Here is a 23788-nt window from a genome sequence, read left to right on the forward strand (position 1 = left end):
TAAAAACCTTAGCTGACTTATCTGTATTCTTCTGCTATTTTAGCCAGCTTTTTCAATCGATGATTTACTCCCGATTTACCAATAGGTGGATCCAAATACTGTCCTAATGAACCTAGCGGTGTATCTGGATATTCTAATCTGACTGCTGCAATTTCCTGAAGCTGAACAGGTAGATTCTCAAGGCCTAATCTTTGGTCTATAAGATTAATATCTTCTATCTGTCTGACAGCTGTACTAACAGTCTTACCTATATTGGCAGTCTCGCAATTTACTTTGCGATTTATTGTGCCTCGCACTTCCTTAACTACACGAATGTTTTCAAGCTCCATAACTGAATGAGCTGCTTCCATCACTCTAAGGATTTCTACGATTTGAGCGCCTTCTTTAATGTATACAACGTATTTGCCGTTTCGTTCGACATGTTTCGCATCTACATCAAAAGCGTTCATCGCATAAACCAACTGAATGGCCTGTGATTCTTCTGAGCAAACGATTTCGAAATGATATCCCTTGTTAGGGTCAGATATCGAACCTGCTGCTAAGAATGCGCCTCTAATAAATGAACGTTTACAGCATGGCTGCTGAATTATTAAATCGTTCACTTTAGAGCTGTCTTCATCTAGCTTAATCATTTTTATAGTCTCTAAATAAACAGCTTCAGTAAGTGCTGTGACATCTTTTCCTATATTACGTGTTTTATTTAATAAAGTAAAGACTTTTCTTTGTAATGCATCATCCGAAATACTTTTGTGTATATTTACGCCATGCATTAGAAAAATCCCAGCAAGCTCAGCAATAATGCAATGTCTGCTCTTTGGGATTATCGAAAAAAGCTCTTCTTTTACGTCTTTTGAAAACGACAATTACTTTCCTCTCAAGGCATCTTTTCCTATATCACGATGCTCTATTTTAAGTCCATAGGACTCGTCACCATTAAGTGCATTAAATATTTCATCAGCTAAGCAAACACTTCTGTGTTTACCGCCAGTGCATCCCACTGCAATGACAAGCTGATTCTTTCCTTCTTTTATATAATTAGGAATCAAAAACTTGATTAAATCTGTAGTCTTTTCAAGGAAGGTCTGGGCCTCGTCGTATTTTAATACGAAATCCTTGATAGGCTGATCATTTCCTGTAAAAGGTCTAAGGTCTGTATCATAGTATGGATTTGGAAGGAATCTTACATCAAATACAAGATCCGCATCCTCTGGAATTCCATATTTGAAACCAAAGGAAATGATTGTAATAAATAAGCTTTTATAGTCTACATCATCAACAAATATTTTTTCAAGCTCAGCCTTAAGCTCTCTTGTTAGAAGATGTGTTGTGTCAATAACGTAATCTGCTTCATCACGCAAGAAGCCGATTGATTCTCTTTCTTTTACAATACCTGCAGCAATTCTTTCTCTTCCTGAAAGAGGGTGATTTCGTCTTGTTTCTTTGTATCGTTTTATAAGAACATCATCCTCAGCATCAAGGAAAAGTATAGAAAATAGCTTCTTATCGTTATCTAGCTCCTGCAGAATGTCCGGCAACAGCTTCATAGCCCTGCCGTTACGAACATCAATACCAACTACAATTTTCTCGTCAAATGCGCCGTTTTCTGCCAATTCCACTACGCTCTTAAGTAATTGTATAGGCAAATTATCCACACAGTAATATCCCATATCTTCAAGCATTTTAAACGCAGTATTTTTTCCTGCTCCTGACATTCCTGTGAGAATTAGTAACTTCAATTGATGTCCCTCCCTATAATTCTGACTTCCGGAGTAAGATGAACTCCAAACATTTCAAAAACAATATCGTCTACGTCGTGCATGAGCTTAAGCACATCTGCCGCTGTTGCTTTGTCCTTGTTAATAACAAATCCGCAATGCTTTTCAGATACTTGTGCTCCGCCTACACTATAGCCTCTAAGGCCCGCATCGTCAATAAGCTTTCCGGCAAAATATCCCTCTGGTCTTTTGAATGTAGAACCAGCGCTAGGATAATTAAGTGGCTGCTTTGCAGTACGCTGTGCTCTGATGTCGTCAATCTTTGCCTTGATTTCGGATTTATCTCCTGGCTGAAGCTTGATTACCGCTGAAAGCACATAGCCGCCTTTTTCCATAAGTGAAGAATGACGATAAGAAAGCTCAAGCTCCTCAGGTGTCATTGTCTTCTGTTCAAAATTCTCTGTTAAAACTAAAACAGATTCTAATACATCCTTCATTTCCCCGCCATAGGCGCCTGCATTCATATAGACTGCTCCGCCTATAGTACCTGGGATTCCAGACGCAAATTCAAGGCCTGTAAGCCCGTTATCAGCTGCTGTATTTGCAACAGTTGACAACATAGCTCCAGCCTCAACAATCATTTTTTCACCATCTATAGTAATACCTGCTGATTTCTTTCCAAGAGATATTACTACACCTTCTATTCCCTTATCAGATACTAACAGGTTGCTACCATTACCAATCATAGTAAAAGGCACATCCTGTTCTTTAAGGAACTGAATAAGCGAAATGATAGAAGGATAATCAGGTTCAACATAAATATCCGCAGGGCCACCTATTCTAAAAGTGGTGTGGCCCTTCATTGGTTCCTCTGTAAGAATTAACGCATCCTTAAATTGCTCATTTAAAGCTTCTGCAAGCTTTTGATATTTATCATTAAGCATACTTAATAAACGCCTCGTATCCTAATAGTGCTTCGTATAAATCAACCTTTGAAATGATTTCACATGGTGCATGCATTGAAAGAACTGCTACACCTGAGTCAATAACCTGCATGTTATAGTTACCCATGATGTAAGCGATTGTTCCGCCGCCACCCTGGTCTACCTTACCAAGTTCTGCTGTCTGCCAGCAAACGCTATCCTTATCCATGATAGCACGAACCTCTCCAACGTACTCTGCTGAAGCATCGTTAGAACCGCTCTTTCCTCTAGCGCCTGTGTATTTGTTAAATACAAGACCACGTCCAAGATAAGCTGCATTGTTCTTTTCAAATGCTGAAGCATAGTTTGGATCAAGTGCTGCAGAAACATCTGATGAAAGAACCTTTGAGTTTGTAAGAGCACGGCGAACCTTAAGCTCTGAATAATCTCCTACACAATTGTAAAGTTCAGCTAAAGTGTTCTCGAAGAACTTGGACTGCATACCTGTTGCACCAACTGAGCCGATTTCTTCCTTATCTACAAGAAGAGCACATGCTGTTCTTGTAAGTGTCTTTGTTGTGTTAACAAGTGCCATGAATGAAGGGTATGCACATACTCTATCGTCATGACCATAGCCTAAAATCATAGAACGGTCAAAACCAAAGTCACGAGCAGGACCTGCTGGAACTACTTCGATTTCTGCTGAAATGAAATCCTCTTCCTCGATATCGTACTTATCCTTGAGGAGCTTAAGAATGTTCTTCTTAACAGATTCCTTTTCCTTCTCGCCCTTTTTATCGAAGCCTGGGATGCTTCCTACGATTACGTTAAGGTCTTCACCTTCAACAACCTTAGCACCCTTTTTATCCATCTGGTCAGCTGCAAGGTGGATAAGAAGATCTGAAATACCAAATACTGGATCTGACTCGTCTTCACCAACGTTTACCTTTACAACTTCACCTGTTTTCTTTACAAGAACACCATGGAGTGCAAGTGGAATAGTAACCCACTGATACTTCTTAATTCCACCATAGTAATGTGTATCAAGAAGTGCCATATCTGTATCTTCATAGAGTGGATTCTGCTTTAAGTCCATTCTTGGGCTATCGATATGTGCACCAAGGATGTTTAAACCGTTTTCAAGTGGCTCAGAACCAATGTTGAACATAGCAAGCATCTTGCCCTTATTAGCAGCGAATACTTTATCACCAGCCTTAAGCTTTGTGCCGTTAGCGATTACATCGTTTAAATCTAAATAACCAGCCTTCTTAGCCTTTTCAACGAAGAAATCAACACATTCTCTTTCAGTCTTACACTGAGAAAGGAACTGTCTGTATTCCTCACCAAATTTCATAACCTTTTTTACATCTTTTTCAGATGTATACTTACTCCATGCGTTTTTGCGTTCCATAAATCTAAAACTCTCCTGTTAACCATTAATATTATTTTGAACTCGTCTATATAGCTCCTCTGCGGCGTTATATCCCATCTTCTTTTGACGATGGTTAACTGCTGCAGCCTCACAAATAATAGCGAGATTTCTACCTGGTCTGATTGGAAGTGAGTGACATGTAACATCAATTCCTAAGATATTCATGTATTCATCTGTCATTCCAAGACGGTCGTATTCCTTTTCCTTTGACCAATCCTCAAGCTTGATAACTAAATCGATACGCTGCTCATCCTTAACAGCCTCAACACCATAAAGAGATTTAACATCGATGATACCGATTCCTCTAAGCTCAATTAAGTACTGAGTGATTGAAGGTGCGCGTCCGTATAATCTTTCGTTATTAGGACGACGGATTTCAACTACATCATCAGATACAAGTCTGTGTCCTCTTCTAATAAGTTCAAGTGCTGCCTCTGACTTACCAATTCCTGATTCACCTGTAATAAGAAGACCTTCACCATAAACATCAACAAGTACACCGTGGATTGTAGTGTATGGTGCAAAATCCATGTTAAGTGAATAGATAAGTGCTGACATGAATTCTGATGTAGCACGATCTGTACCAAGTACAGGAATCTTTGCCTTATTGGCCTCCTCCAAAATTACATCCTCTGGCTTTTCATCTCTACAATAAATAACACAAGGGATGTCATATGAAAAAAGCTTTGCGAAGCTTTCTGCCTTTTCTTTATCACTCTTCTTTGCTAAATATGCTGTTTCTACGTTTCCGATTACCTGGATACGACTTGGCTCGAAATGCTCGTAAAAACCGTGAAGCTGAAGAGCTGGTCTGTTGACATCAGCGACTGTGACCTGTGAATCCTCAAGATTTAAATCTGGTGTATAGTTTTTAAGATTAAATCTTTCCTTAACTGTAGCTACAGTAACAAATTTGTTAGTTGCCATAAAAACCTCCGATCAGTATTGAAATCTTTAACTATTGTAGCGTATTTTCTTCTGAATTAACAGTGTGAAAGTAATTGTATACATTTTCTGCCGCCTCTTTTGACATGGATTCTGTGTCCATTAAATCTTCTAGGGAAGCGGCCGCCATTTTTTCGGCAGAAATGTATTTTTTCATAAGGGCTTTTCTTCGTTTTGGCCCTATTCCTGCAATGTCATCCAAGAAGCTGTGAACCTGCCCCTTGCTACGCAAGCTTCTATGATATTCAATAGCAAATCTATGTGCCTCGTCCTGAAGTCTGGTGATAAGTTGGAAGCCCTCAGAATGAGTATCTATAGGCAGCTCCATATCCTTATAATAAAGGCCTCTTGTTCTATGATGGTCATCCTTTACCATGCCTGCGATTGGTATGTGAAGTCCTAATTCGGCCATGACCTGTTCTGCTATATGGACCTGACCTTTACCACCATCCATCATGATTACATCTGGAAATTTGGTGAAGCTATCTTCTATTACACCACCATTTTCCTCTAATTCCTCAATACCGTGTGAAAAACGTCTTGTAAGGACCTCATGCATTGATGCGTAATCATTTGGACCTTCAACTGTTTTAATCTTGAATTTGCGGTAATCTGAGCGTTTAGGCTTACCTTTTTCAAATACAACCATTGAGCCTACTGACTGGAAGCCAGAAATATTTGATATATCATAAGCCTCCATTCTGCTTGCCCCTGGAAGATTAAGAAGGTCGGCGATTTCTTTCATGGCGCCGATAGTTCTGCCCTCTTCCTTTTTAATTTTTTCTCTATCCTGATCAAGGACCATCTGAGCATTCTTAGCCGCAAGCTCAACAAGCTTGTGCTTAGTGCCTGCCTTTGGAGCCTTAAGATATACTCTTGCGCCCTTTTTGTTTGTAAGCCAAGTTTCTATTAGATTGGCCTCTTGCATATCAAACTGAACGAATACCTCCCTTGGAATGAAAGGTGTTCCAGTGTAATAATCCTTTAAGAAATATTCCAGTAAATCCTCATCTGTGTCATCTACTCTAACATTAATGAAGAAATGCTCGCGTCCTATCATCTTGCCACCACGGATAAAGAATACCTGTACTACGGCATCCTCCTTGCCCTTAGCCATGGCGATAATATCTCTGTCCTCGCCATCCAGCTGAGTAGCCTTCTGTCGGCCTGCACAAGCCTTTACAGATTCTATCAAATCTCTGTAGATGGCTGCTTTTTCAAAATCCATGTCCTCAGATGCCTTTTGCATCTTTGCCTTAAGGTCTTTGATGGTATCGAAGTAATCTCCATTCAAAAAGTCGATTACCTTATCTACGTTTTTACGATATTCCTCTTGTGGAACATTTCCCTGACAAGGGCCAAGGCACTGGTCTATATGATAATTAAGACATGGTCTTGTCTTTCCAAAATTCTCTGGAAGCTTTTGATTACATGTGCGGATTTTATAAAGTTTTCGTACTAAATCGATGGTATCGTGAACAGCTCCTGCCGATGTGAATGGTCCGAAGAATTTGCTGCCGTTCTTTTTCATCCTTCTAGAAAACAATACCCTAGGATAGGCTTCTGTGACTGTGACCTCAATGTAAGGATAGGTCTTATCATCGCGAAGCATGGTGTTGTACTTTGGACGATATTCTTTAATTAAATTGCATTCTAAAATAAGAGCCTCAAGCTCAGAATCTGTGACAATGAATTCGAAGTAATCGATATTTGCCACCATCTGTTTTTTCTTGAGCCCCTCATCATGGCTTGGCTGGAAATACTGTCGCACTCTGTGTTTCAGAGACAGTGCTTTTCCAACATATATAATTTCGTCGTTTTTCCCGTGCATTAGATAAACTCCCGGTTGGTCCGGGAGTTTACTAAGGTCTTCTTCAGTTACCATAAATTACTCATCAAAAATGTTGTCTGTTACCACATTCATTGGATCATTATCTGTATCAAAGAATGTGCTTGTTGATTCCTTCTTTTCTTCAGGCTCAGGGATTCCCTTAATCTCTCTAAAGATTTTCATGAATTCCTTACCTGTAATTGTTTCGTGTTCAAACAGATAATCGGAAATCTTATCTAAGCATTCCATGTTATCTGTAAGGAGTTCCTTTGCCTTTGCATATGCATCGGTTATCATCTGAAGGACTTCGTCATCTATCTGGGCTGCTGTATTTTCGCCGCAGATAAGTGAAGCTCTGCCGTCCAAATACTGGCTTTCAACAGTAGCAAGTCCCATCATTCCAAATTTATCTGACATACCAAAGCGAGTTACCATTGCCCTGGCAATCTTCGTTGCCTGTTCAATATCGTTTGCAGCACCTGATGTGTATGTGCCGAATTTGATATCCTCAGCAGCACGTCCACCCATGTAAGTAACAATCTTGGCAATAAGCTCGTCCTTTGTTTCAAGGAACTTCTCCTCCTCAGGAGTCTGAAGTGTGTAACCAAGGGCACCCATAGTACGTGGAACGATTGTAATCTTCTGAACTGGCTCAGCATCCTTCTGAAGCGCTGATACAAGAGCGTGACCAACCTCGTGATAAGAAACGATTTTGCGTTCCTTCTCGCTCATGGCTCTGTCCTTCTTTTCCTTGCCACCTACGGCAACAAGCTCGAAGGCTTCGAATAAATCCTTCTGTGTAACGTATTTTCTCTTTGCCTTAACTGCAAGGATGGCTGCTTCGTTAATAATATTAGCAAGGTCTGAACCTACAAGACCAACTGATGCAAGTGCAAGTGCATCCAAATCAACAGATTCATCCATCTTAACATCCTTAGAATGAACCTTAAGGATTTCAAGACGTCCCTTCTGATCTGGCTTATCAACGATGATACGTCTATCGAAACGACCTGGTCTAAGAAGCGCCTTATCAAGTACCTCTGGTCTGTTTGTGGCTGCAAGAATAAGAAGACCCTTGTTAGAATCAAATCCGTCCATCTCTGAAAGGAGCTGGTTAAGTGTCTGCTCACGCTCGTCGTTTCCACCGCCGTAATGAGCGTCTCGGCTCTTACCGATGGCATCAATCTCATCGATGAATACGATACATGGTGCTACCTTCTGTGCCTCCTTGAAAAGGTCACGTACACGAGATGCACCAACACCAACGAACATTTCTACGAAGTCAGAACCTGCAAGTGAGAAGAATGGAACTCCTGCCTCACCAGCAACTGCCTTTGCAAGAAGTGTTTTACCTGTTCCTGGAGGGCCTACTAAAAGTGCGCCCTTAGGAAGCTTAGCACCGATATCTGTATATTTCTTAGGATTGTGAAGGAAATCAACCATTTCCTGAACTGATTCCTTAGCCTCATCCTGTCCAGCTACATCCTTAAATGTAATGCCTGTAGCGCGCTCCATGTTGTAAAGCTTGGCATTTGATTTGCCAACGCCCATTGGACCGCCGCCCATCTTCTTCATAAAGAAGCCTAAAAGCACCCATAAAAGAACTAATGGCAATACAAATGAAAGAATATTGTAGACGATAGCAGCTGTTGAATCAGCTATTGTTCCATCAATATCTATATTGTGCTTTTTAAGGAGAGGTAGTAATTCATCATCTCTGATATAAGCAGTATAAAGCTTTGTCTGCTGTGGCTGTCCAGCGCTTTCATAGAGCTGATTAAGCTTTTCTGCCTTCTCCTCGGAAAGGCCGTAGGTTTCACCTTCTTTAAGAGTGATGTTAATAACATCATCCTTAAACTTAACCTCTTCAACCTTGTCCTCTTCAACCAAATTCAAGAATTCAGTGTAAGTGATTTCCTGATTTGGAGAAGTGTTGGCGCCCTTATACATCATACTAGTAAAGAACAACGCTACAAGTATTAATATTCCTAATGTATAAAAAGGCTGACGATTATTCTTCTTGTCTCCACCATTTTGGTTATTATTATTTTCGTTCACATCTGCCTCCATTTATCTAAATTTACATATTCTAATTTATCATAAATGAAAAAAAAAGTAATGGTTTTAATAAAATTTTAATACATATAAATAAAAAAGCCATCTGGATGATTTTAATACTCCAGATGGCCTGTTATTATTTAGATAAAATTTCTGTATCGTTTGTGAATTCTGTTCCTGAAACCTCTTCAAACTTATGTAAGAGATCCTCGATAGAAAGATTTTTCTTTTCTTCTCCGCTGATATTAAGAATTACTCGACCTTCGTTCATCATGATAAGTCTGTTACCGTAGGTGATTGCATCACGCATGTTGTGAGTAACCATCATAGCTGTAAGATTATGCTCCTTAATCAGCATATCTGTTATTTCAAGAACCTTAGCGGCTGTCTTTGGATCAAGGGCTGCTGTGTGCTCATCTAAAAGCAACAGCTTTGGCTTTTGGATAGTTGCCATAAGAAGTGTCAAGGCCTGTCTCTGTCCGCCAGAAAGCAATCCTACCTTCGCTGTAAGTCTATCCTCCAAGCCAAGGTCCAGCTCCTTTAACATTTCATGATATCTATCTCTTTCCTTTTTGGTTACACCCCAGCTAAGTCCTCTTAGCTTTCCACGTCTTGCAGCCAAAGCCATGTTTTCGTCTATCTGCATGTTTGCGGCTGTTCCTGTCATAGGATCCTGGAAAACTCTTCCTAAATATTTTGCACGCTTGTGCTCAGGAAGACCTGTTACATCGATTCCATCGATTTCTATTTTCCCACCATCTACTGGCCAAACTCCTGCAACAGCGTTAAGGAATGTGGATTTACCTGCACCATTACCACCGATGACAGTGCAAAACTCTCCTTCTTCAAGGTGAAGAGTTGCGCCATTAAGTGCTACCTTTTCGTTGATTGTACCTGGGTTGAAGGTCTTTTGTAGGTTAAAAGCATTAAGCATTGTGCTGACCTCCTCTCTTTGCAGCCTTTGAAAATGAACTGTTTGCTTTATTCTTTAGATAAGGAACTGCAAGGAATATAGCTACTATAATAGCTGTAAATAGCTTCATATCGTTTGCTGGCATCTTTAACCAAAGAACTATAGCAATGAAAATGTAATAAAGAATACCGCCTATAACTACGAAGCTAAGTGATAATGCAAAGTTCGATTTCTTTTTGAATAATGCCTGGCAAAGCACATCTCCTATGATGATGGATGCAAGTCCGATTACGATTGCACCTCTTCCCATATTCACATCCGCATTACCATTAAACTGTGCAAATAATGCGCCTGCAAAAGCCACAATGGCATTTGAAATAACAAGACCAAAGGCCTTCATTACATTGACGCTGATTCCCTGTGCCTTAGCCATGGCTGGATTTGTTCCAGTGGCACGAAGAGCAGAACCCATTTCTGTTCCGAAATACCAATACATGATTGCAATAATGATAGCTGCAAATACAAGAACTGTAATAAGAGCATCATTCTTATATCTAAGTGATATTGCAAGATTATATTTATCAACTGAAATTGGTGTATTTGGCTGATTATTTGCAATTCGAAGATTTATAGAATACAGTGCAAGCTGAGTAAGAATTCCCGCTAAAATATCAGGGATTCCAAACACAGTGTGTAAAACACCTGTGATAAGTCCGGCCAATGCGCCTGCTATAAAGGCAAGCACTAAAGCCAAGCCCCAAGAATGGCCTGATATAATCACCATCGCGGCTACAGCTCCACCTGTCGCAAATGAGCCATCTACTGACAGATCTGCAAAATTAAGTAATTTAAATGTAATGTAAATGCCAAGAGCCATTATTCCGTATATTATGCCTTGTGCTACAGTACCTGGCATTCCTGCAATTAATGTTTCAATTCCCATACTTAAACTCCAAAGAGCAAGGCGTAGGTGCCTTGCTCTACTTTATTTTTCTTATTTTTAATCCATTTCTATTGCTACATAGTCATCAGGTAATGTAATTCCTAATGCTTCAGCAATCTTTGGATTGTATTCCTTTGTGAATTCTGTTGCATATTCGATTTCGTAGGTAGCTGGGTCTTTTCCGTTTGCAAGGATTTCATAAGCCATAAGACCTGCATTATATCCTATATCGTAATATGAAATTGAAAGTGTTGCGATTCCACAACCTTTGCAGATTCCCTCTTCACCTGCAATAATTGGCACCTTAGCAGTAAGAGCAATGTTGTTGATTGTTTCAGCTGCGTTAGCGGCTACATTATCTGTTGGCACATAGATAACATCGCTTGCTCCGCATGCTGACTGAACTACTGTACCTACATCTGCGGAATCAGCAAAAGTGTAATCCGTTACATTGTATCCGTAATCTTCAAGATACTTTGTCATTTCCTTAGCCTGATATAAAGAGTTTTTCTCGCCTGAGCAGTAGATTAAACCAACCTCTTTTGCATCAGGGAAAAGTGAATGAAGCATTTCAGCCTGGCCATCAAGTGGTGCTAAATCAGAAGTACCTGTTACGTTGACGCCTGTTGCTCCGCTCCAATCCTCAATATCAAGTGCTGATGCGTAATCTGTGATAGATGTGGCAACGATTGGAATAGTGCTTGTTGCTGTTTCGCATGCCTGAAGTGCTGGTGTGGCATTTGCCATAATCAAATCAACGTTATCTGAAACGAATGTATTGGCAATTGTTGCACAAGTAGCATTATCGCCTGATGCATTTTCTACTGTGATATTCACATTATCCCCAAGCTTTTCCTTAAGAGCATCTGTAAATCCCTGAGTTGCTGTATCAAGGGCTGGATGCTGAACAAGCTGGATAACCCCAACATTATATGTTTTTGAATCATCAGTTGTTGCTGTTTCTTCTGTCTTAGTTGTTGCAGCTTCCTTCTCTTTTGCGGCATCTGTTCCACATGCCACCAAAGACATTGCAAGTGACAGCGCTATTAATGAACTAACTATTTTTTTCATAGCTGCCTCCTCCTTGTTGAATATTTAATGAGTTCACTTTAGCACTTTTATCTGCTAAAGTCAATTGATATTATAAAAGGAGTCTTTCGACTCCTTTTACTTATAGATGATGGATATATTCCCCATTAAATTGTTTGTCTAACTTTCTACAGCAATAATACAATCCTGGTACTAAGAAGATTACTGCAAACAGCCATGCTACTGGGCTAGCCCAAATCGCTCCTGAAAAGCCTATCATTGGAACAAATGTAAAGGCCACTAAGATTCTTGCAATCATTTCCATTACACCTGAATAGATTGCGAAGGTCGAAAAGCCCATGCCTTGGATTGCAAATCTAAAGATATTTACAGCAGCAAGTAATGTGTAAGTTACACCATTTGCCAGTAAAAACATCATAGCTTGTTCTATTACGATATCTGTAGCTGTGAATAGACGTAAAATATATCTTCCCGCAAAAATCAGCACTATGAAAATGAAGACTGCATATATAGTTCCAATTAGCTGGGCCGTCCATACACCCTTTTTAACTCTTGGAATATTCTTTGCTCCTACATTTTGACCTGCGTATGTTGCCATTGTGCCACCTAACGCATCAAAAGGACATACTACAAACATAGAAACCTTTGAACCTGCAGTCATGGATGCTACGGCTATTGTTCCAAGTCCATTAACGGCTGTCTGTAATATAACAGAGCCAATGGCTGTAATGGAATACTGTAATCCAAATGGTATACCCATGGATATAAGGACCTGGCTATGATGTTTGCCTAACTTTAAATCTCCCTTACTTAATTTAAGAATAGGAAATTTCTTTTTCATATATATTAGACAGCTAATTCCAGCAATAAACTGTGACATTACAGTTGCAAGAGCTGGGCCATCAACACTCATTCCAAGAACTATGATGAAAACTATATCGAGTACCACATTTATGCCTGCGGCCATTATCAGGAAGTAGGTAGGTGTTTTACTATCCCCTAATGAACGCATAATACCTGCCGTTAGGTTATATAAAAATGTTACAGGAATTCCAAAAAAGATGATGGAAATATATGAATATGCTAAATCGATAATATCATCAGGAGTTTGCATAATTACAAGAATCTGGTAACAGAAAATACTTACAAGTGTTGTGATTACCACTGCAAATATACCAGACATTATTATCGAATTACCCACAAATTTACGCATGGAATCATAAGATTCTGCACCGAATCTCTGAGCTACTGGTATTGCAAATCCTGAGCATATTCCCATGCAAAATCCGTTTATAAGAAAGTTTATAGAGCCAGTAGAACCTACAGCCGCTAAAGCACTATCGCCTAACGTTTGGCCTACAATTATTGTATCAACCAGATTATACATCTGCTGAAACAATAAACCTGCAAGCATTGGGATAGAAAATCCTAGAATTAAACCTAGAGGGTTTCCCTCAGTCATTTTCTTTGTTGTATCAGCTGCCATATTATATCCTCATTTTCTTTTAACTCTTACCCTAATATTACATCAGTTTTTATCATAAAGATAGTATTATATTTTTAGATTACTATAAAATATTTTAGGATAATATGTGAAATGTGTATAAAAAAAGAGCTAAGACATACGTCTTAGCTCTAATTAGTTCTGATTAAACTAACTCAAGAACAACTTCCATAGCTGCATCGCCCTTACGTGGTCCGATCTTAACGATACGTGTGTAACCACCCTTGCGATCAACATACTTTGGAGCGATCTCATCGAATACGAAGTTAGCCATGTCAACCTTGTGAGTCTCAGACTTCTTTGTACCCTTTGCTGTAGGTGTGTAAAGAACCTGCATCATCTGACGACGAGCGTGAAGTCTTGAAGGAGCATCCTTCTTGATCTTCTTGTCTACTGTATCATAAACAGTAACCTTCTTACCATCTACAACTTCCTTAACTCTCTTACCATCTTTATCCTTACGAGCTACCTTAGCCTGAACTGTAACTTCTTCGAAGTTATCCTTTTCCTTAACGCCAAGAGTAATGATGTGCTCAGCAAGCTTTCTTACTTCCTTAGCCTTAGCTTCAGTTGTAACGATCTTGCCATGATAAAGAAGCTCAGTTACCTGGTTTCTTAAAAGAGCTTTTCTCTGTGATGATGTTCTGCTTAATTTTCTGTACTTTGCCATTTTGCTTTCCTCCTTAAAACGTGCCGCAGGTGCTCATCGGTCTTACCCCGCAACTTTGGTGATGGAAAGTATACACGGATGTGCTCATCGGTCTTATCTTCCATGCATTATTTCCTGGTTATAACTTAAAAACTAGTCTTCAAGCATTCTGAGTGAAAGACCAAGTTCACTAAGTTTCTGTTCTACTTCTTCCATAGACTTGCGACCAAGGTTACGAACCTTCATCATGTCCTCAGGGGACTTGTCGCAAAGTTCTGCTACTGTATTGATACCAGCTCTCTTTAAGCAGTTGTATGAACGAACTGAAAGCTCAAGTTCATCAATGCTCATTTCAAGAGTCTTACCTGTTGTATCATCAGGCTTGTCAGCGATAACGCTAAGATCCTGTGCAGCATCTGAAAGATTTACAAAAAGATTTAAATGCTCGCTGAGTACCTTTGCAGCCATAGAAACAGCTTCATCAGGACCCATTGTGCCGTTTGTATATACATCAAGTGTAAGCTTATCGTAATCAGTTACCTGACCCACACGAGTATCTTCTACTGTCATGTTTACACGCTCTACTGGTGTGTAGATTGAATCTACAGCAATCTTTCCGATTGGTGTATCAGGTGTCTTGTTCTTATCAGCAGAAATATATCCACGATTCTTTGTGATTGTAAGCTCCATGTAAAGCTTGCAGTCATTACCACCATTAAGATGAGCGATAACGAGATCTGGATTGATGATTTCAATATCAGAATCAACCTGGATATCAGCTGCTGTAACAACGCCTTCACCCTCGAACTCAATATAGGCTGTCTTAGGCTCATCAGAACTGCTGTTATTTCTGATGGCTAATTCCTTAATGTTCATAACGATTTCAGTAACGTCTTCCTTTACTCCAGGAATAGCACTGAACTCATGAAGGACGCCTTCAATCTTTATCTGGCTAACTGCAGCACCTGGCAGAGACGAAAGCATAATTCTACGAAGTGAATTACCAAGTGTTATACCGTATCCTCTCTCAAGAGGTTCAACAACGAATCTGCCGTATTTTTTGTCCTCAGAAATCTCTGCGATTTCAATATTTGGGTTTTCAAAATTTAACACTACATTGCCTCCTTAAAATATTTACTAGACTCTAAAAAACAGAATATTAAATAATATTCTGCATCTTTGCTTACTGCCGCATAGTAAAATTGTAACAAATCGCACTTATACAAGCAAGCTTGTATAAGTGCTTTTTGTAAACATTCACTAAAAATTATTATTTTGAATATAACTCGACGATAAGCATCTCGTCTACAGGAACATCGATCTGCTCTCTGTTAGGAAGCTCTTTAACTGTACCCTTAAGGCTCTCAGCATCAACATCAACCCACTCTGGAGTTGTTCTACCAGCTGTAACCTCTGTGATATCCTTAAATCTCTGAAGGCTCTTAGACTTCTCGCGAACTTCGATAACGTCTCCAGCCTTTACAAGATATGAAGGAACGTTTACTGGCTTACCATTTACAAGGAACATCTTGTGATCAACTACCTGACGAGCTTCTCTTCTTGTACGAGCGAATCCCATACGGAATACTACGTTATCAAGACGGCTCTCAAGCATTGTCATAAGGTTTTCACCTGTCATGCCCTTCATACGGTCTGCCTTCTCATAATAATTACGGAAAGGCTTCTCAAGTACGCCATAGATAAACTTAGCCTTCTGCTTCTCCTGAAGCTGAAGTGCGTACTCTGACTTCTTTCCTCTTCCTCTATTTTTTTGTCTGTGTGACTTCTTATCATATCCTAAAAATGTAGGATCTAAATCAAGAGATCTACATCTTTTAAGAACTGGTGTCTTATTAACTGCCATTAGATTTCCCTCCTAATTAGACTCTTCTACGCTTTGGTGGACGACATCCGTTATGTGGAACTGGAGTAACATCCTTGATTGTAAGAACCTGAACGCCGTTTGCATCGATTGCTCTGATTGCAGCTTCACGTCCTGAACCTGGTCCCTTTACGAATACATCTACACTCTTTAAACCGTGAACTAATGCAGCCTTAACTGCTGTCTCTGCTGCCATCTGTGCAGCGTATGGAGTAGATTTTCTTGAACCTCTAAATCCTAGACCACCAGCACTTGCCCATGAAAGAGCATTACCCTGAGCATCAGTAATTGTAACGATAGTGTTATTGAAAGATGCCTGAACATGTACCTGTCCGTGTTCAACGTTTTTCTTTACACGCTTTTTTGTTGTCTTCTTTGCAACTTTAGCCATAATTAAACTAACCTACTTTCTTTCTATAAAATGATTTACTTCTTCTTATTTGCTACTGTACGCTTTGGACCCTTACGAGTACGAGCGTTTGTCTTAGTCTTCTGTCCACGAACAGGAAGACCCTTTCTATGACGGATTCCTCTATAGCATCCGATTTCCTGAAGTCTCTTGATATCAAGGGCAACTTCTCTTCTAAGATCACCTTCTACAGTCATTGTCTCATCGATAACTGTGCTGATTTTCTTTACTTCATCATCAGTTAAATCCTTAACACGTGTGCTAGGATCAACGCCAGCTGCCTCAAGAATCTTGTTTGAGCTTACTCTACCAATTCCGTATATGTAAGTTAAACCAATTTCAATTCTCTTGTCTCTTGGTAAATCTACACCTGCAATACGAGCCATGTGTGTTTACACCTCCATAAAAATTCTACTTTAATTAACATTATTGATATAAGTGATACAGCTCCGAAAAATCGGCCTGAAATGTGTGTATCCCCATATCTGGAACGTTGGCCTCGGTATGATAGGCCTATTTATTATGAACAGCCTAAATTAGATACACTTTAGACTGCAGCCGCACATAATAAAATGCATCATAAACTAGTCAGATTAACCCTGACGCTGCTTATGCTTAGGGTTTTCGCAGATAATACGAATGCTACCCTTTCTTTTGATGACCTTGCACTTCTCGCACATAGGCTTTACAGAAGATCTTACTTTCACGATGTTCCTCCTTTCCATGCCCTTTTATTCAAAGGTTGTGGTCAATCTATAATTTGAACATTCTAAAAACGTCCGCTTAATAGTATAGCGACCGTTTAATAGTATGTCAATAACTTTTTTACTTATCTCTCCAAATAATTCTTCCCTTAGAAAGATCATATGGACTCATCTCGATTGTTACCTTATCACCAGGTAAGATTCGGATGTAGTTCTGTCTTAACTTTCCACTGATGTGAGCAAGAATCTGATGACCATTTTCAAGCTCTACCTTAAACATAGCGTTAGGAAGTTTTTCAACAACTACTCCTTCAACTTCAATAACATCTGCTTTAGACATCTTCGTTCCTCCTATTATAACTTTTAAGAATTCTTTTAATTTTCACATCATCTAAAGTCTCAACATCATTTATGTCTTCAAAAACATTAGATGGAATATTTTTAATAAGCTGTAAATGAATTTTCTTTTTCTTCTTAGGCTTTGACATAAGCTTTGTAGTTCCATTTGCAAGATAAAAATAATTTTCATCTTCGTTAACTACAACGTAAACCTGTTTCTTGTCATGTCCAGCTTTTGAAGTAGCAAGCATTAAATCCATTTATTTCCCTCCGGATTTGCAAGTTCTGTAGGTGTGAGTGTCAGGATTTCAGGAGCACCATTAGTAATCACAATTGTGTTTTCATAATGTGCTGATAATGATTCATCCATTGTAACAACAGTCCATTCATCATCCATCCACGCCACATCTGGGCTACCAGCATTTATCATAGGCTCTACGGCCAATGTCATACCTGCCATAAGCTTTGGACCTTTTCTAAAAGGTCTTTTGAAATTTGGAATTTCTGGAGCTTCGTGAAGGCTAGTACCAATTCCATGACCAACCAAATCTCTAACCACTCCATAACCAAAGCTTTCAGCATAATTTCCTATGGCACCGGATATATCATACAAATGATTTCCTGCCTTCGCATATTTCATACCTTGGAAAAATGATTGACGAGTTCTTTCTATAAGAAGTCTCGCTTCTTCACTGATTTCTCCAACAGGTACTGTTCTGGCAGCATCTGAATGATACCCCTTATATAGAACGCCTGTATCTAAGCTTACGATATCGCCATTAACCAAAATTCTATCATCTGTAGGTATACCGTGAACGACTTCATCATTAACAGAAACACATACACTTGCTGGATATCCGTATAACCCTTTGAAATTTGGTTCACAACCATAACTTCTGATGACTTCTTCACCAAGCTTATCTACATCTAATGTAGACATTCCTTCGTGAATCTCTTTAGCTAATGTTTCGTGAACCTGGGCAAGTATTTTACCAGCTTCTCTCATTAATTGAATTTCTTCTTCAGTTTTAATAGTTATAGGCTCACTCATCTTAAGCTCCTAATATAGAAGTGATATCCTCAAATACTTTTTCCATTGGCTGTGTACCATCTACAGATTTAAGGATGCCTTTACCCTGATAATACTCAATTAATGGTTGAGTCTGGTCATGGTAAACATCAAGTCTCTTCTTAACTGTTTCTGGCTTATCATCATCTCTGAGAACAAGCTGACTACCACATGTATCACATACACCTTCTTTTTTAGGTGGAATAGATACGATGTGATATGTTGCGCCACAATTTAAACATGCTCTACGACCTGACATTCTGTTGATGATATTCTCATCTGGAACATCAACATCGATAGCATAGTCCATAGCCTGGCCAATCTTTGTAAGAGCAGCATCAAGTGCTTCAGCCTGTGGAATTGTTCTTGGGAATCCATCTAATACAAATCCATTTTTAGCATCATCCTGTGCAATGCGGTCCATTACAAGATCACATGTAAGTTCATCTGGAACAAGCAAACCTTGATCCATGTATTCCTTTGCTTTCTTGCCAAGATCTGTACCATTTTTAATGTTAGCGCGGAATATATCACCTGTCGAAATGTGAGGGATAGAATACTTTGAGGCAATCTGCTTTGCCTGTGTACCTTTGCCTGCACCAGGTGCACCTAACATAATAATCTTCATAATCAAACCCTCCTGCGTGTTTGTCTATTTAACACATTAAGAGATACGCAATATGCGTATCTCTCTAAAGTGTTAATGATTATTAATCATTTAAAAAGCCTTTGTAATTACGAACCATCATCTGTGATTCTACCTGCTTAAGTGTCTCAACGATAACACCAACAATAATGATGATTGATGTACCACCAAATGAAACACTAGCACCAAGTAAACCATTAAAGATGATTGGAAGTAAAGCCACTATTGAAAGACCTATTGCTCCAATAAATATTACATGTCTTAATATAGCTGTAAGATAATCGGATGTAGGCTTTCCAGGCCTAATACCTGGAATAAATCCTCCGGAACGCTTTAAGTTCTCTGCAATCTCCAAAGGATTAAATGTAATCTCTGTATAGAAATATGCGAATCCAATGATTAGCAATACGTATACAAGAGCGCCGATTGTATAAATCCAGTTGGATGGGCTGAACCAGTTAGACTGATTCATACCGTTAAGTACTTTACCCCAGAATCCCTGAACACCATTCTTTGCAAATAACTGCACAAGCATGATAGGTGTCTGTAAAAGAGACTGAGCAAAAATAACTGGAATAACACCAGCTGTATTTACCTTCATAGGAATAACTGATGAATTTCCACCCACCTGTCTTCTTCCCTGAATCTTATTTGAATACTGAACTGGAATACGTCTTTCTGCGCTTTGAAGAATAACTACAAATACAACTAGTGCAACGATAATTGCTGCAATAATAATTGCTGCAAGTGTTGCCTTTGGAATTGTCTTTCCAGCCATATACTGCTCATAGAGCTTTGTCAAATCAGATGGGATACGGCTAATAATATTAATAGTAAGTACTATAGATATACCATTCCCAATACCCTTCTCAGTGATTCTCTCACCAATCCACATTAATACTGCTGAACCGGCAGTGAGAGCTGCTACTACAAGCACATAATTAATGTATGGAATAGAATAAGATACTAAGTATCCGCTTCTTCCAAATCCAATTGCCATTGCAATTGATTCACCTAACGCTAACGCTATTGTAAGATAACGAGTAATCTGCGTCATCTTTTTTCTGCCTTGCTCACCATCACGCTGCATCTCTTCCAACTTAGGAAATGCAATTGTAAGCAACTGCATGATAATAGAAGATGTAATGTATGGTGTGATATTAAGCGCAAATACAGACATATTTGAGAATGAACCACCAGTGATTGAATCGAAGAAATTCAATGCATTGTCAGAATTCTCGAATAAGCTAGAAAATGCACTACCATTGATGCCAGGCACAGGAAGCAAGCTTCCTAGCCTAACAACAATAAGCATTAAAAAAGTAAAACCAATTCGTCTTCTTAAATCTTTTATTTTGAAAGCATCGCGTAGTGTCTGAAACATTAGATCACCTCTACTGTTCCGCCTAGAGCCTCGATCTTTTCCTTTGCACTAGCACTAAAAGCGTTTGCCTGAACATTGAGCTTCTTTGTAAGCTCGCCACCGCCAAGAATCTTAACGCCATCGCGAGGGTTCTTGATGATACCGCTCTCAACGAGTGTATCAACTGTTACAGTAGCACCATTATCAAATCTCTCTAAATAAGAAACATTGATACCAACGATTTCCTTTGTATTTCTATTCTTGAAACCACGTTTAGGAAGACGTCTGTATAAAGGCATCTGTCCACCTTCGAATCCAAGTCTAATGCTTCCGCCTGAACGAGCCTTCTGTCCCTTATGACCCTTACCAGCAGTCTTGCCATTACCTGAACCGTGTCCACGGCCTCTTCTGAAATTATCACTATGCTTTGAGCCTTCAGCTGGCTGTAAGTTAGATAAATCCATTATGGCACCTCCTTCTATTAAATTTCTTCAACTTTTACTAAGTGATTGACCATTCTAAGCATTCCGCGAACGCTGTCGTTGTCAGGAAGCTCAACAGTCTTATTGACCTTTCTAAGGCCAAGTGCTTCTACAGTCTTCTTGTTCTTAGGAACAGCACCGATTGTAGACTTTACGAGTGTTACTCTTAACTTCTTCTCTGCCATTTATCTTTCCTCCTTAAGCAAGAATGTCTTCAACCTTCTTGCCACGAGCCTTTGCTACCTCTTCAGGTGACTTAAGAAGCTTAAGTCCTTCGATTGTAGCAAGTACAACGTTCTGCTTATTTGATGATCCAAGTGACTTTGTACGGATGTTTCCGATACCTGCAAGCTCACATACGGCACGTGCTGGACCACCAGCGATGATACCAGTACCTTCTGGAGCCTTCTTAAGAAGTACAGAAGCACCTGTGTGCTTTCCTTGAATATCGTGTGTAATACTGTGGTTGTCATCAAGCTTAACTGTGATGAGCTTCTTCATAGCATCTTCCTTACCCTTGCGGATAGCTTCAGGAATTTCAGCTGCCTTGCCAAGTCCAGCGCCAACGTGTCCGTTCTTATCGCCTACTACTACAAGAGCTGTGAAACGCATGTTACGTCCACCCTTAACAACCTTAGTTACACGCTTAATTTCTACAACCTGCTCAGTTAATTCTAACTGGCTAGCGTCAATGATTTCACGTTTCATGTGTTCTCCTCCTAGAATTCTAATCCAGCTTCTCTAGCTGCATCTGCTAAAGCTGCAACCTTGCCGGCATAAATGTAACCACCTCTGTCGAATACGACTTCCTTGATTCCCTTTTCCTGTGCCTTCTTAGCAATAACTGTACCAAGCTTTGAAGCAGCTTCTACGTTATTTGTCTTTGCAAGATCTGCTTTAACGTCAGCGTCAAGAGTAGATGCTGAAACGAGTGTATTTCCACATGTATCATCAATAACCTGAACATACATGTGATTGTTGCTTCTGAACACTGCAAGACGTGGTCTTTCTGCTGTACCGGCTAGAGTGTTACGAAGTCTTCTATGCTTTGTCTGGCGAATTACTGATCTAGATTTCTTACTTACCATTTTACATTCACTCCTTTACTATTTCTTACCGGTCTTACCGACTTTACGTCTAATAACTTCATCAGAGTACTTAATACCCTTACCCTTGTATGGTTCAGGTCTTCTCTTATCTCTGATGTTGGCAGCGTACTGACCAACCTTTTCCTTGTCGATACCCTTGATGATAATTTTATTTCCGTCAACTGTTGACTCGATACCCTCTGGATCTTCCATCTCAACTGGGTGAGAGTAACCAAGGTTAAGAGTAAGCTTCTTACCAGCCTTTGATGCTCTGTAACCTACACCGTTAACTTCAAGAGTCTTCTCATAGCCTGTTGTAACACCAACAACCATGTTGTTGATAAGTGTTCTAGTAAGACCGTGTAAAGACTTCATTTTCTTTAAATCATTAGGTCTTGTAACAACAACTTCTGCACCCTCGAGCTTAATATCCATCTCAGATGGAAGAGTTCTCTCAAGAGTACCCTTAGGACCTTTTACAGTCACATGATTATTTTCTGCAATTTCAACTGTAACACCAGCTGGAACTGCGATTGGCATTCTTCCTATACGTGACATGCCCGTACCTCCTTAAAAATATGATGTATGTCCGGCTTCTATAACCGGGTTATACTTTTAGGTAATTAGTTACTTGTTTGGATATGATTACCAAACGTATGCAAGAACTTCGCCACCAACCTGAAGCTTACGAGCTTCCTTATCTGTGATGATGCCCTTGTTTGTTGAAAGGATAGCGATACCAAGTCCACCTAAAACGTATGGGATATCGTCCTTACCAGCATAAATACGAAGACCTGGCTTAGAAATTCTCTTAATACCAGAAATAATCTTCTCGTTCTTGTTTGCACCGTACTTTAATGTAACACGGATATCCTTGAAGTTACCATTATCAACGATGTCATACTTTGTGATAAATCCTTCATCTACAAGAATGTCTGCAATTGCAACCTTCATCTTAGATGCAGGAACATCTACTGTATCATGTTTTGCAGTATTTGCATTACGGATTCTTGTAAGCATATCTGCTATTGGATCACTCATTGTCATGATGCAATTTCCTCCTAATTTTCAATCTGTGCTCGCTTAAATTACCATGAAGCTTTCTTAACGCCAGGAATCTGACCCTTGTAAGCTAACTCACGGAAACATACTCTACAAATACCATACTTTCTAAGGTATGCATGTGGACGACCGCAGATTTTGCAACGACTGTACTCTTGTGTAGAGAACTTTGCTTTGCGCTGCTGCTTAACTTTCATTGACTTCTTTGCCATAACTTTCCTCCTATGCTTCCTTAGCGAAAGGCATGTTGAATAAACGAAGTAATTCTCTAGCCTCTTCATCTGTCTTAGCTGTAGTTACAAAGATGATATCCATACCACGAGTCTTGTCGATCTTATCGTACTCGATCTCAGGGAAGATAATCTGCTCCTTGATACCAAGTGCATAGTTACCTCTACCATCGAAGGAATTAGGATTTACACCTCTAAAGTCACGTACACGAGGGAGTGCAAGATTGATGAGACGATCTGCGAACTCATACATCTTTTCTCCACGAAGTGTAGTCTTGCAACCAATTGCCATACCTTCACGAATCTTGAAGTTAGCAACTGAGTTCTTAGCCTTTGTTGTAACTGCCTTCTGGCCTGTAATCATTTCCATATCCTTGACTGCAGACTCAAGAAGCTTTGCATTGTCCTTTGCTTCGCCAACACCCATGTTGACAACGATCTTGTCGATCTTAGGAACTTCCATAATATTCTTGTATCCGAACTTCTCTACCATTGCTGGTACGATCTCATTAAGATACTGATCTTTTAATCTACTCAACGAACTGTTCTCC

At 39.6% G+C, this 23788-nt stretch carries 30 protein-coding genes; all 30 read right to left on the reverse strand.

All coding sequences use genetic code 11. The annotated features are described in order from the left end of the window. Nucleotides 1-17: 17 nt before the first annotated feature. Nucleotides 18-863, reverse strand: a complete 846-nt coding sequence (gene whiA / locus G611_RS0101905) for a DNA-binding protein WhiA (RefSeq protein WP_028242173.1) — start codon at nt 861-863, stop codon at nt 18-20. Then, nucleotides 864-1736 carry an RNase adapter RapZ gene (gene rapZ / locus G611_RS0101910; RefSeq protein ID WP_028242174.1) on the reverse strand — a complete coding sequence of 291 codons (873 nt, stop codon included), beginning with the start codon at nt 1734-1736 and terminating at the stop codon, nt 864-866. Further along, on the reverse strand, nt 1733-2659 hold the full coding sequence (murB, locus tag G611_RS0101915) for a UDP-N-acetylmuramate dehydrogenase (RefSeq protein WP_028242175.1): 927 nt from the start codon (nt 2657-2659) through the stop codon (nt 1733-1735). Before murB ends, rapZ begins: the two co-directional genes overlap by 4 nt. Further along, a complete protein-coding gene (locus G611_RS0101920; protein ID WP_028242176.1) occupies nt 2652-4049 on the reverse strand; it encodes an aminopeptidase in 1398 nt (465 codons plus the stop codon). The genes murB and G611_RS0101920 overlap by 8 nt, the downstream gene beginning before the upstream one ends. An 18-nt stretch (nt 4050-4067) precedes the next feature. Then, the gene (gene hprK / locus G611_RS0101925) at nt 4068-4997 is read right to left on the reverse strand and encodes an HPr(Ser) kinase/phosphatase (RefSeq protein WP_028242177.1); all 930 of its coding nucleotides are present in this window, start codon (nt 4995-4997) and stop codon (nt 4068-4070) included. A 31-nt stretch (nt 4998-5028) separates the two neighbouring features. Continuing rightward, on the reverse strand, nt 5029-6900 hold the full coding sequence (gene uvrC / locus G611_RS0101930; RefSeq protein WP_028242178.1) for an excinuclease ABC subunit UvrC: 1872 nt from the start codon (nt 6898-6900) through the stop codon (nt 5029-5031). Between the two features lie 3 nt (nt 6901-6903). Then, on the reverse strand, nt 6904-8904 hold the full coding sequence (gene ftsH / locus G611_RS13585; protein WP_330362009.1) for an ATP-dependent zinc metalloprotease FtsH: 2001 nt from the start codon (nt 8902-8904) through the stop codon (nt 6904-6906). 136 nt (nt 8905-9040) lie between these two features. Continuing rightward, on the reverse strand, nt 9041-9838 hold the full coding sequence (locus tag G611_RS0101940; RefSeq protein ID WP_028242179.1) for an ABC transporter ATP-binding protein: 798 nt from the start codon (nt 9836-9838) through the stop codon (nt 9041-9043). Next, nucleotides 9831-10760 (reverse strand): ABC transporter permease, encoded by a 930-nt coding sequence (locus tag G611_RS0101945; protein ID WP_028242180.1) that lies wholly within the window; start codon nt 10758-10760, stop codon nt 9831-9833. Before G611_RS0101945 ends, G611_RS0101940 begins: the two co-directional genes overlap by 8 nt. A gap of 57 nt (nt 10761-10817) precedes the next feature. Further along, the gene (locus G611_RS0101950; RefSeq protein WP_028242181.1) at nt 10818-11831 is read right to left on the reverse strand and encodes an ABC transporter substrate-binding protein; all 1014 of its coding nucleotides are present in this window, start codon (nt 11829-11831) and stop codon (nt 10818-10820) included. Nucleotides 11832-11931: 100 nt separating this feature from the next. After that, on the reverse strand, nt 11932-13296 hold the full coding sequence (locus G611_RS0101955) for an MATE family efflux transporter (protein WP_028242182.1): 1365 nt from the start codon (nt 13294-13296) through the stop codon (nt 11932-11934). 163 nt (nt 13297-13459) lie between these two features. Next, entirely contained in the window at nt 13460-13984 is a 525-nt protein-coding gene (locus tag G611_RS0101960; RefSeq protein WP_028242183.1) for a bL17 family ribosomal protein, read from the reverse strand. Between the two features lie 132 nt (nt 13985-14116). Next, a complete protein-coding gene (locus tag G611_RS0101965) occupies nt 14117-15076 on the reverse strand; it encodes a DNA-directed RNA polymerase subunit alpha (protein WP_028242184.1) in 960 nt (319 codons plus the stop codon). Nucleotides 15077-15233: 157 nt separating this feature from the next. Further along, the gene (rpsD, locus tag G611_RS0101970; protein ID WP_028242185.1) at nt 15234-15827 is read right to left on the reverse strand and encodes a 30S ribosomal protein S4; all 594 of its coding nucleotides are present in this window, start codon (nt 15825-15827) and stop codon (nt 15234-15236) included. Between the two features lie 16 nt (nt 15828-15843). Further along, nucleotides 15844-16236, reverse strand: a complete 393-nt coding sequence (rpsK, locus tag G611_RS0101975; RefSeq protein ID WP_015548335.1) for a 30S ribosomal protein S11 — start codon at nt 16234-16236, stop codon at nt 15844-15846. A 35-nt stretch (nt 16237-16271) separates the two neighbouring features. Further along, a complete protein-coding gene (gene rpsM / locus G611_RS0101980; RefSeq protein ID WP_028242186.1) occupies nt 16272-16640 on the reverse strand; it encodes a 30S ribosomal protein S13 in 369 nt (122 codons plus the stop codon). A 207-nt stretch (nt 16641-16847) separates the two neighbouring features. Next, nucleotides 16848-16961, reverse strand: coding sequence for a 50S ribosomal protein L36 (gene rpmJ / locus G611_RS0101985; protein ID WP_004604068.1), 114 nt, complete (start codon nt 16959-16961; stop codon nt 16848-16850). Between the two features lie 118 nt (nt 16962-17079). Then, on the reverse strand, nt 17080-17298 hold the full coding sequence (gene infA / locus G611_RS0101990) for a translation initiation factor IF-1 (protein ID WP_015548337.1): 219 nt from the start codon (nt 17296-17298) through the stop codon (nt 17080-17082). Further along, nucleotides 17291-17557: a hypothetical protein gene (locus G611_RS0101995; RefSeq protein WP_028242187.1), complete on the reverse strand. Its 267-nt coding sequence runs from the start codon at nt 17555-17557 to the stop codon at nt 17291-17293. The genes infA and G611_RS0101995 overlap by 8 nt, the downstream gene beginning before the upstream one ends. Continuing rightward, nucleotides 17548-18348, reverse strand: a complete 801-nt coding sequence (gene map / locus G611_RS0102000; RefSeq protein WP_028242188.1) for a type I methionyl aminopeptidase — start codon at nt 18346-18348, stop codon at nt 17548-17550. Before map ends, G611_RS0101995 begins: the two co-directional genes overlap by 10 nt. A gap of 1 nt (nt 18349) precedes the next feature. Then, the gene (locus G611_RS0102005; protein ID WP_028242189.1) at nt 18350-18994 is read right to left on the reverse strand and encodes an adenylate kinase; all 645 of its coding nucleotides are present in this window, start codon (nt 18992-18994) and stop codon (nt 18350-18352) included. An 82-nt stretch (nt 18995-19076) separates the two neighbouring features. Then, nucleotides 19077-20396: a preprotein translocase subunit SecY gene (gene secY / locus G611_RS0102010; protein ID WP_028242190.1), complete on the reverse strand. Its 1320-nt coding sequence runs from the start codon at nt 20394-20396 to the stop codon at nt 19077-19079. After that, nucleotides 20396-20839, reverse strand: coding sequence for a 50S ribosomal protein L15 (rplO, locus tag G611_RS0102015; RefSeq protein ID WP_028242191.1), 444 nt, complete (start codon nt 20837-20839; stop codon nt 20396-20398). Before rplO ends, secY begins: the two co-directional genes overlap by 1 nt. Before the next feature lie 17 nt (nt 20840-20856). After that, nucleotides 20857-21042 carry a 50S ribosomal protein L30 gene (gene rpmD / locus G611_RS0102020; protein WP_015548343.1) on the reverse strand — a complete coding sequence of 62 codons (186 nt, stop codon included), beginning with the start codon at nt 21040-21042 and terminating at the stop codon, nt 20857-20859. Nucleotides 21043-21055: 13 nt separating this feature from the next. Further along, nucleotides 21056-21565, reverse strand: a complete 510-nt coding sequence (gene rpsE / locus G611_RS0102025; RefSeq protein WP_015548344.1) for a 30S ribosomal protein S5 — start codon at nt 21563-21565, stop codon at nt 21056-21058. Nucleotides 21566-21576: 11 nt separating this feature from the next. Next, the gene (gene rplR, locus G611_RS0102030; RefSeq protein ID WP_028242192.1) at nt 21577-21945 is read right to left on the reverse strand and encodes a 50S ribosomal protein L18; all 369 of its coding nucleotides are present in this window, start codon (nt 21943-21945) and stop codon (nt 21577-21579) included. Between the two features lie 18 nt (nt 21946-21963). Next, nucleotides 21964-22503 carry a 50S ribosomal protein L6 gene (gene rplF / locus G611_RS0102035; protein ID WP_028242193.1) on the reverse strand — a complete coding sequence of 180 codons (540 nt, stop codon included), beginning with the start codon at nt 22501-22503 and terminating at the stop codon, nt 21964-21966. 87 nt (nt 22504-22590) lie between these two features. Further along, nucleotides 22591-22992, reverse strand: a complete 402-nt coding sequence (gene rpsH, locus G611_RS0102040; protein ID WP_028234420.1) for a 30S ribosomal protein S8 — start codon at nt 22990-22992, stop codon at nt 22591-22593. Nucleotides 22993-23033: 41 nt separating this feature from the next. Continuing rightward, a complete protein-coding gene (locus G611_RS0102045; protein WP_028242194.1) occupies nt 23034-23219 on the reverse strand; it encodes a type Z 30S ribosomal protein S14 in 186 nt (61 codons plus the stop codon). 10 nt (nt 23220-23229) lie between these two features. Next, a complete protein-coding gene (rplE, locus tag G611_RS0102050; protein ID WP_028242195.1) occupies nt 23230-23775 on the reverse strand; it encodes a 50S ribosomal protein L5 in 546 nt (181 codons plus the stop codon). Between the last annotated feature and the right edge of the window lie 13 nt (nt 23776-23788).

It is taken from the genome of Pseudobutyrivibrio ruminis AD2017, from assembly GCF_000424305.1.
Classification (GTDB): domain Bacteria; phylum Bacillota; class Clostridia; order Lachnospirales; family Lachnospiraceae; genus Pseudobutyrivibrio; species Pseudobutyrivibrio ruminis_B.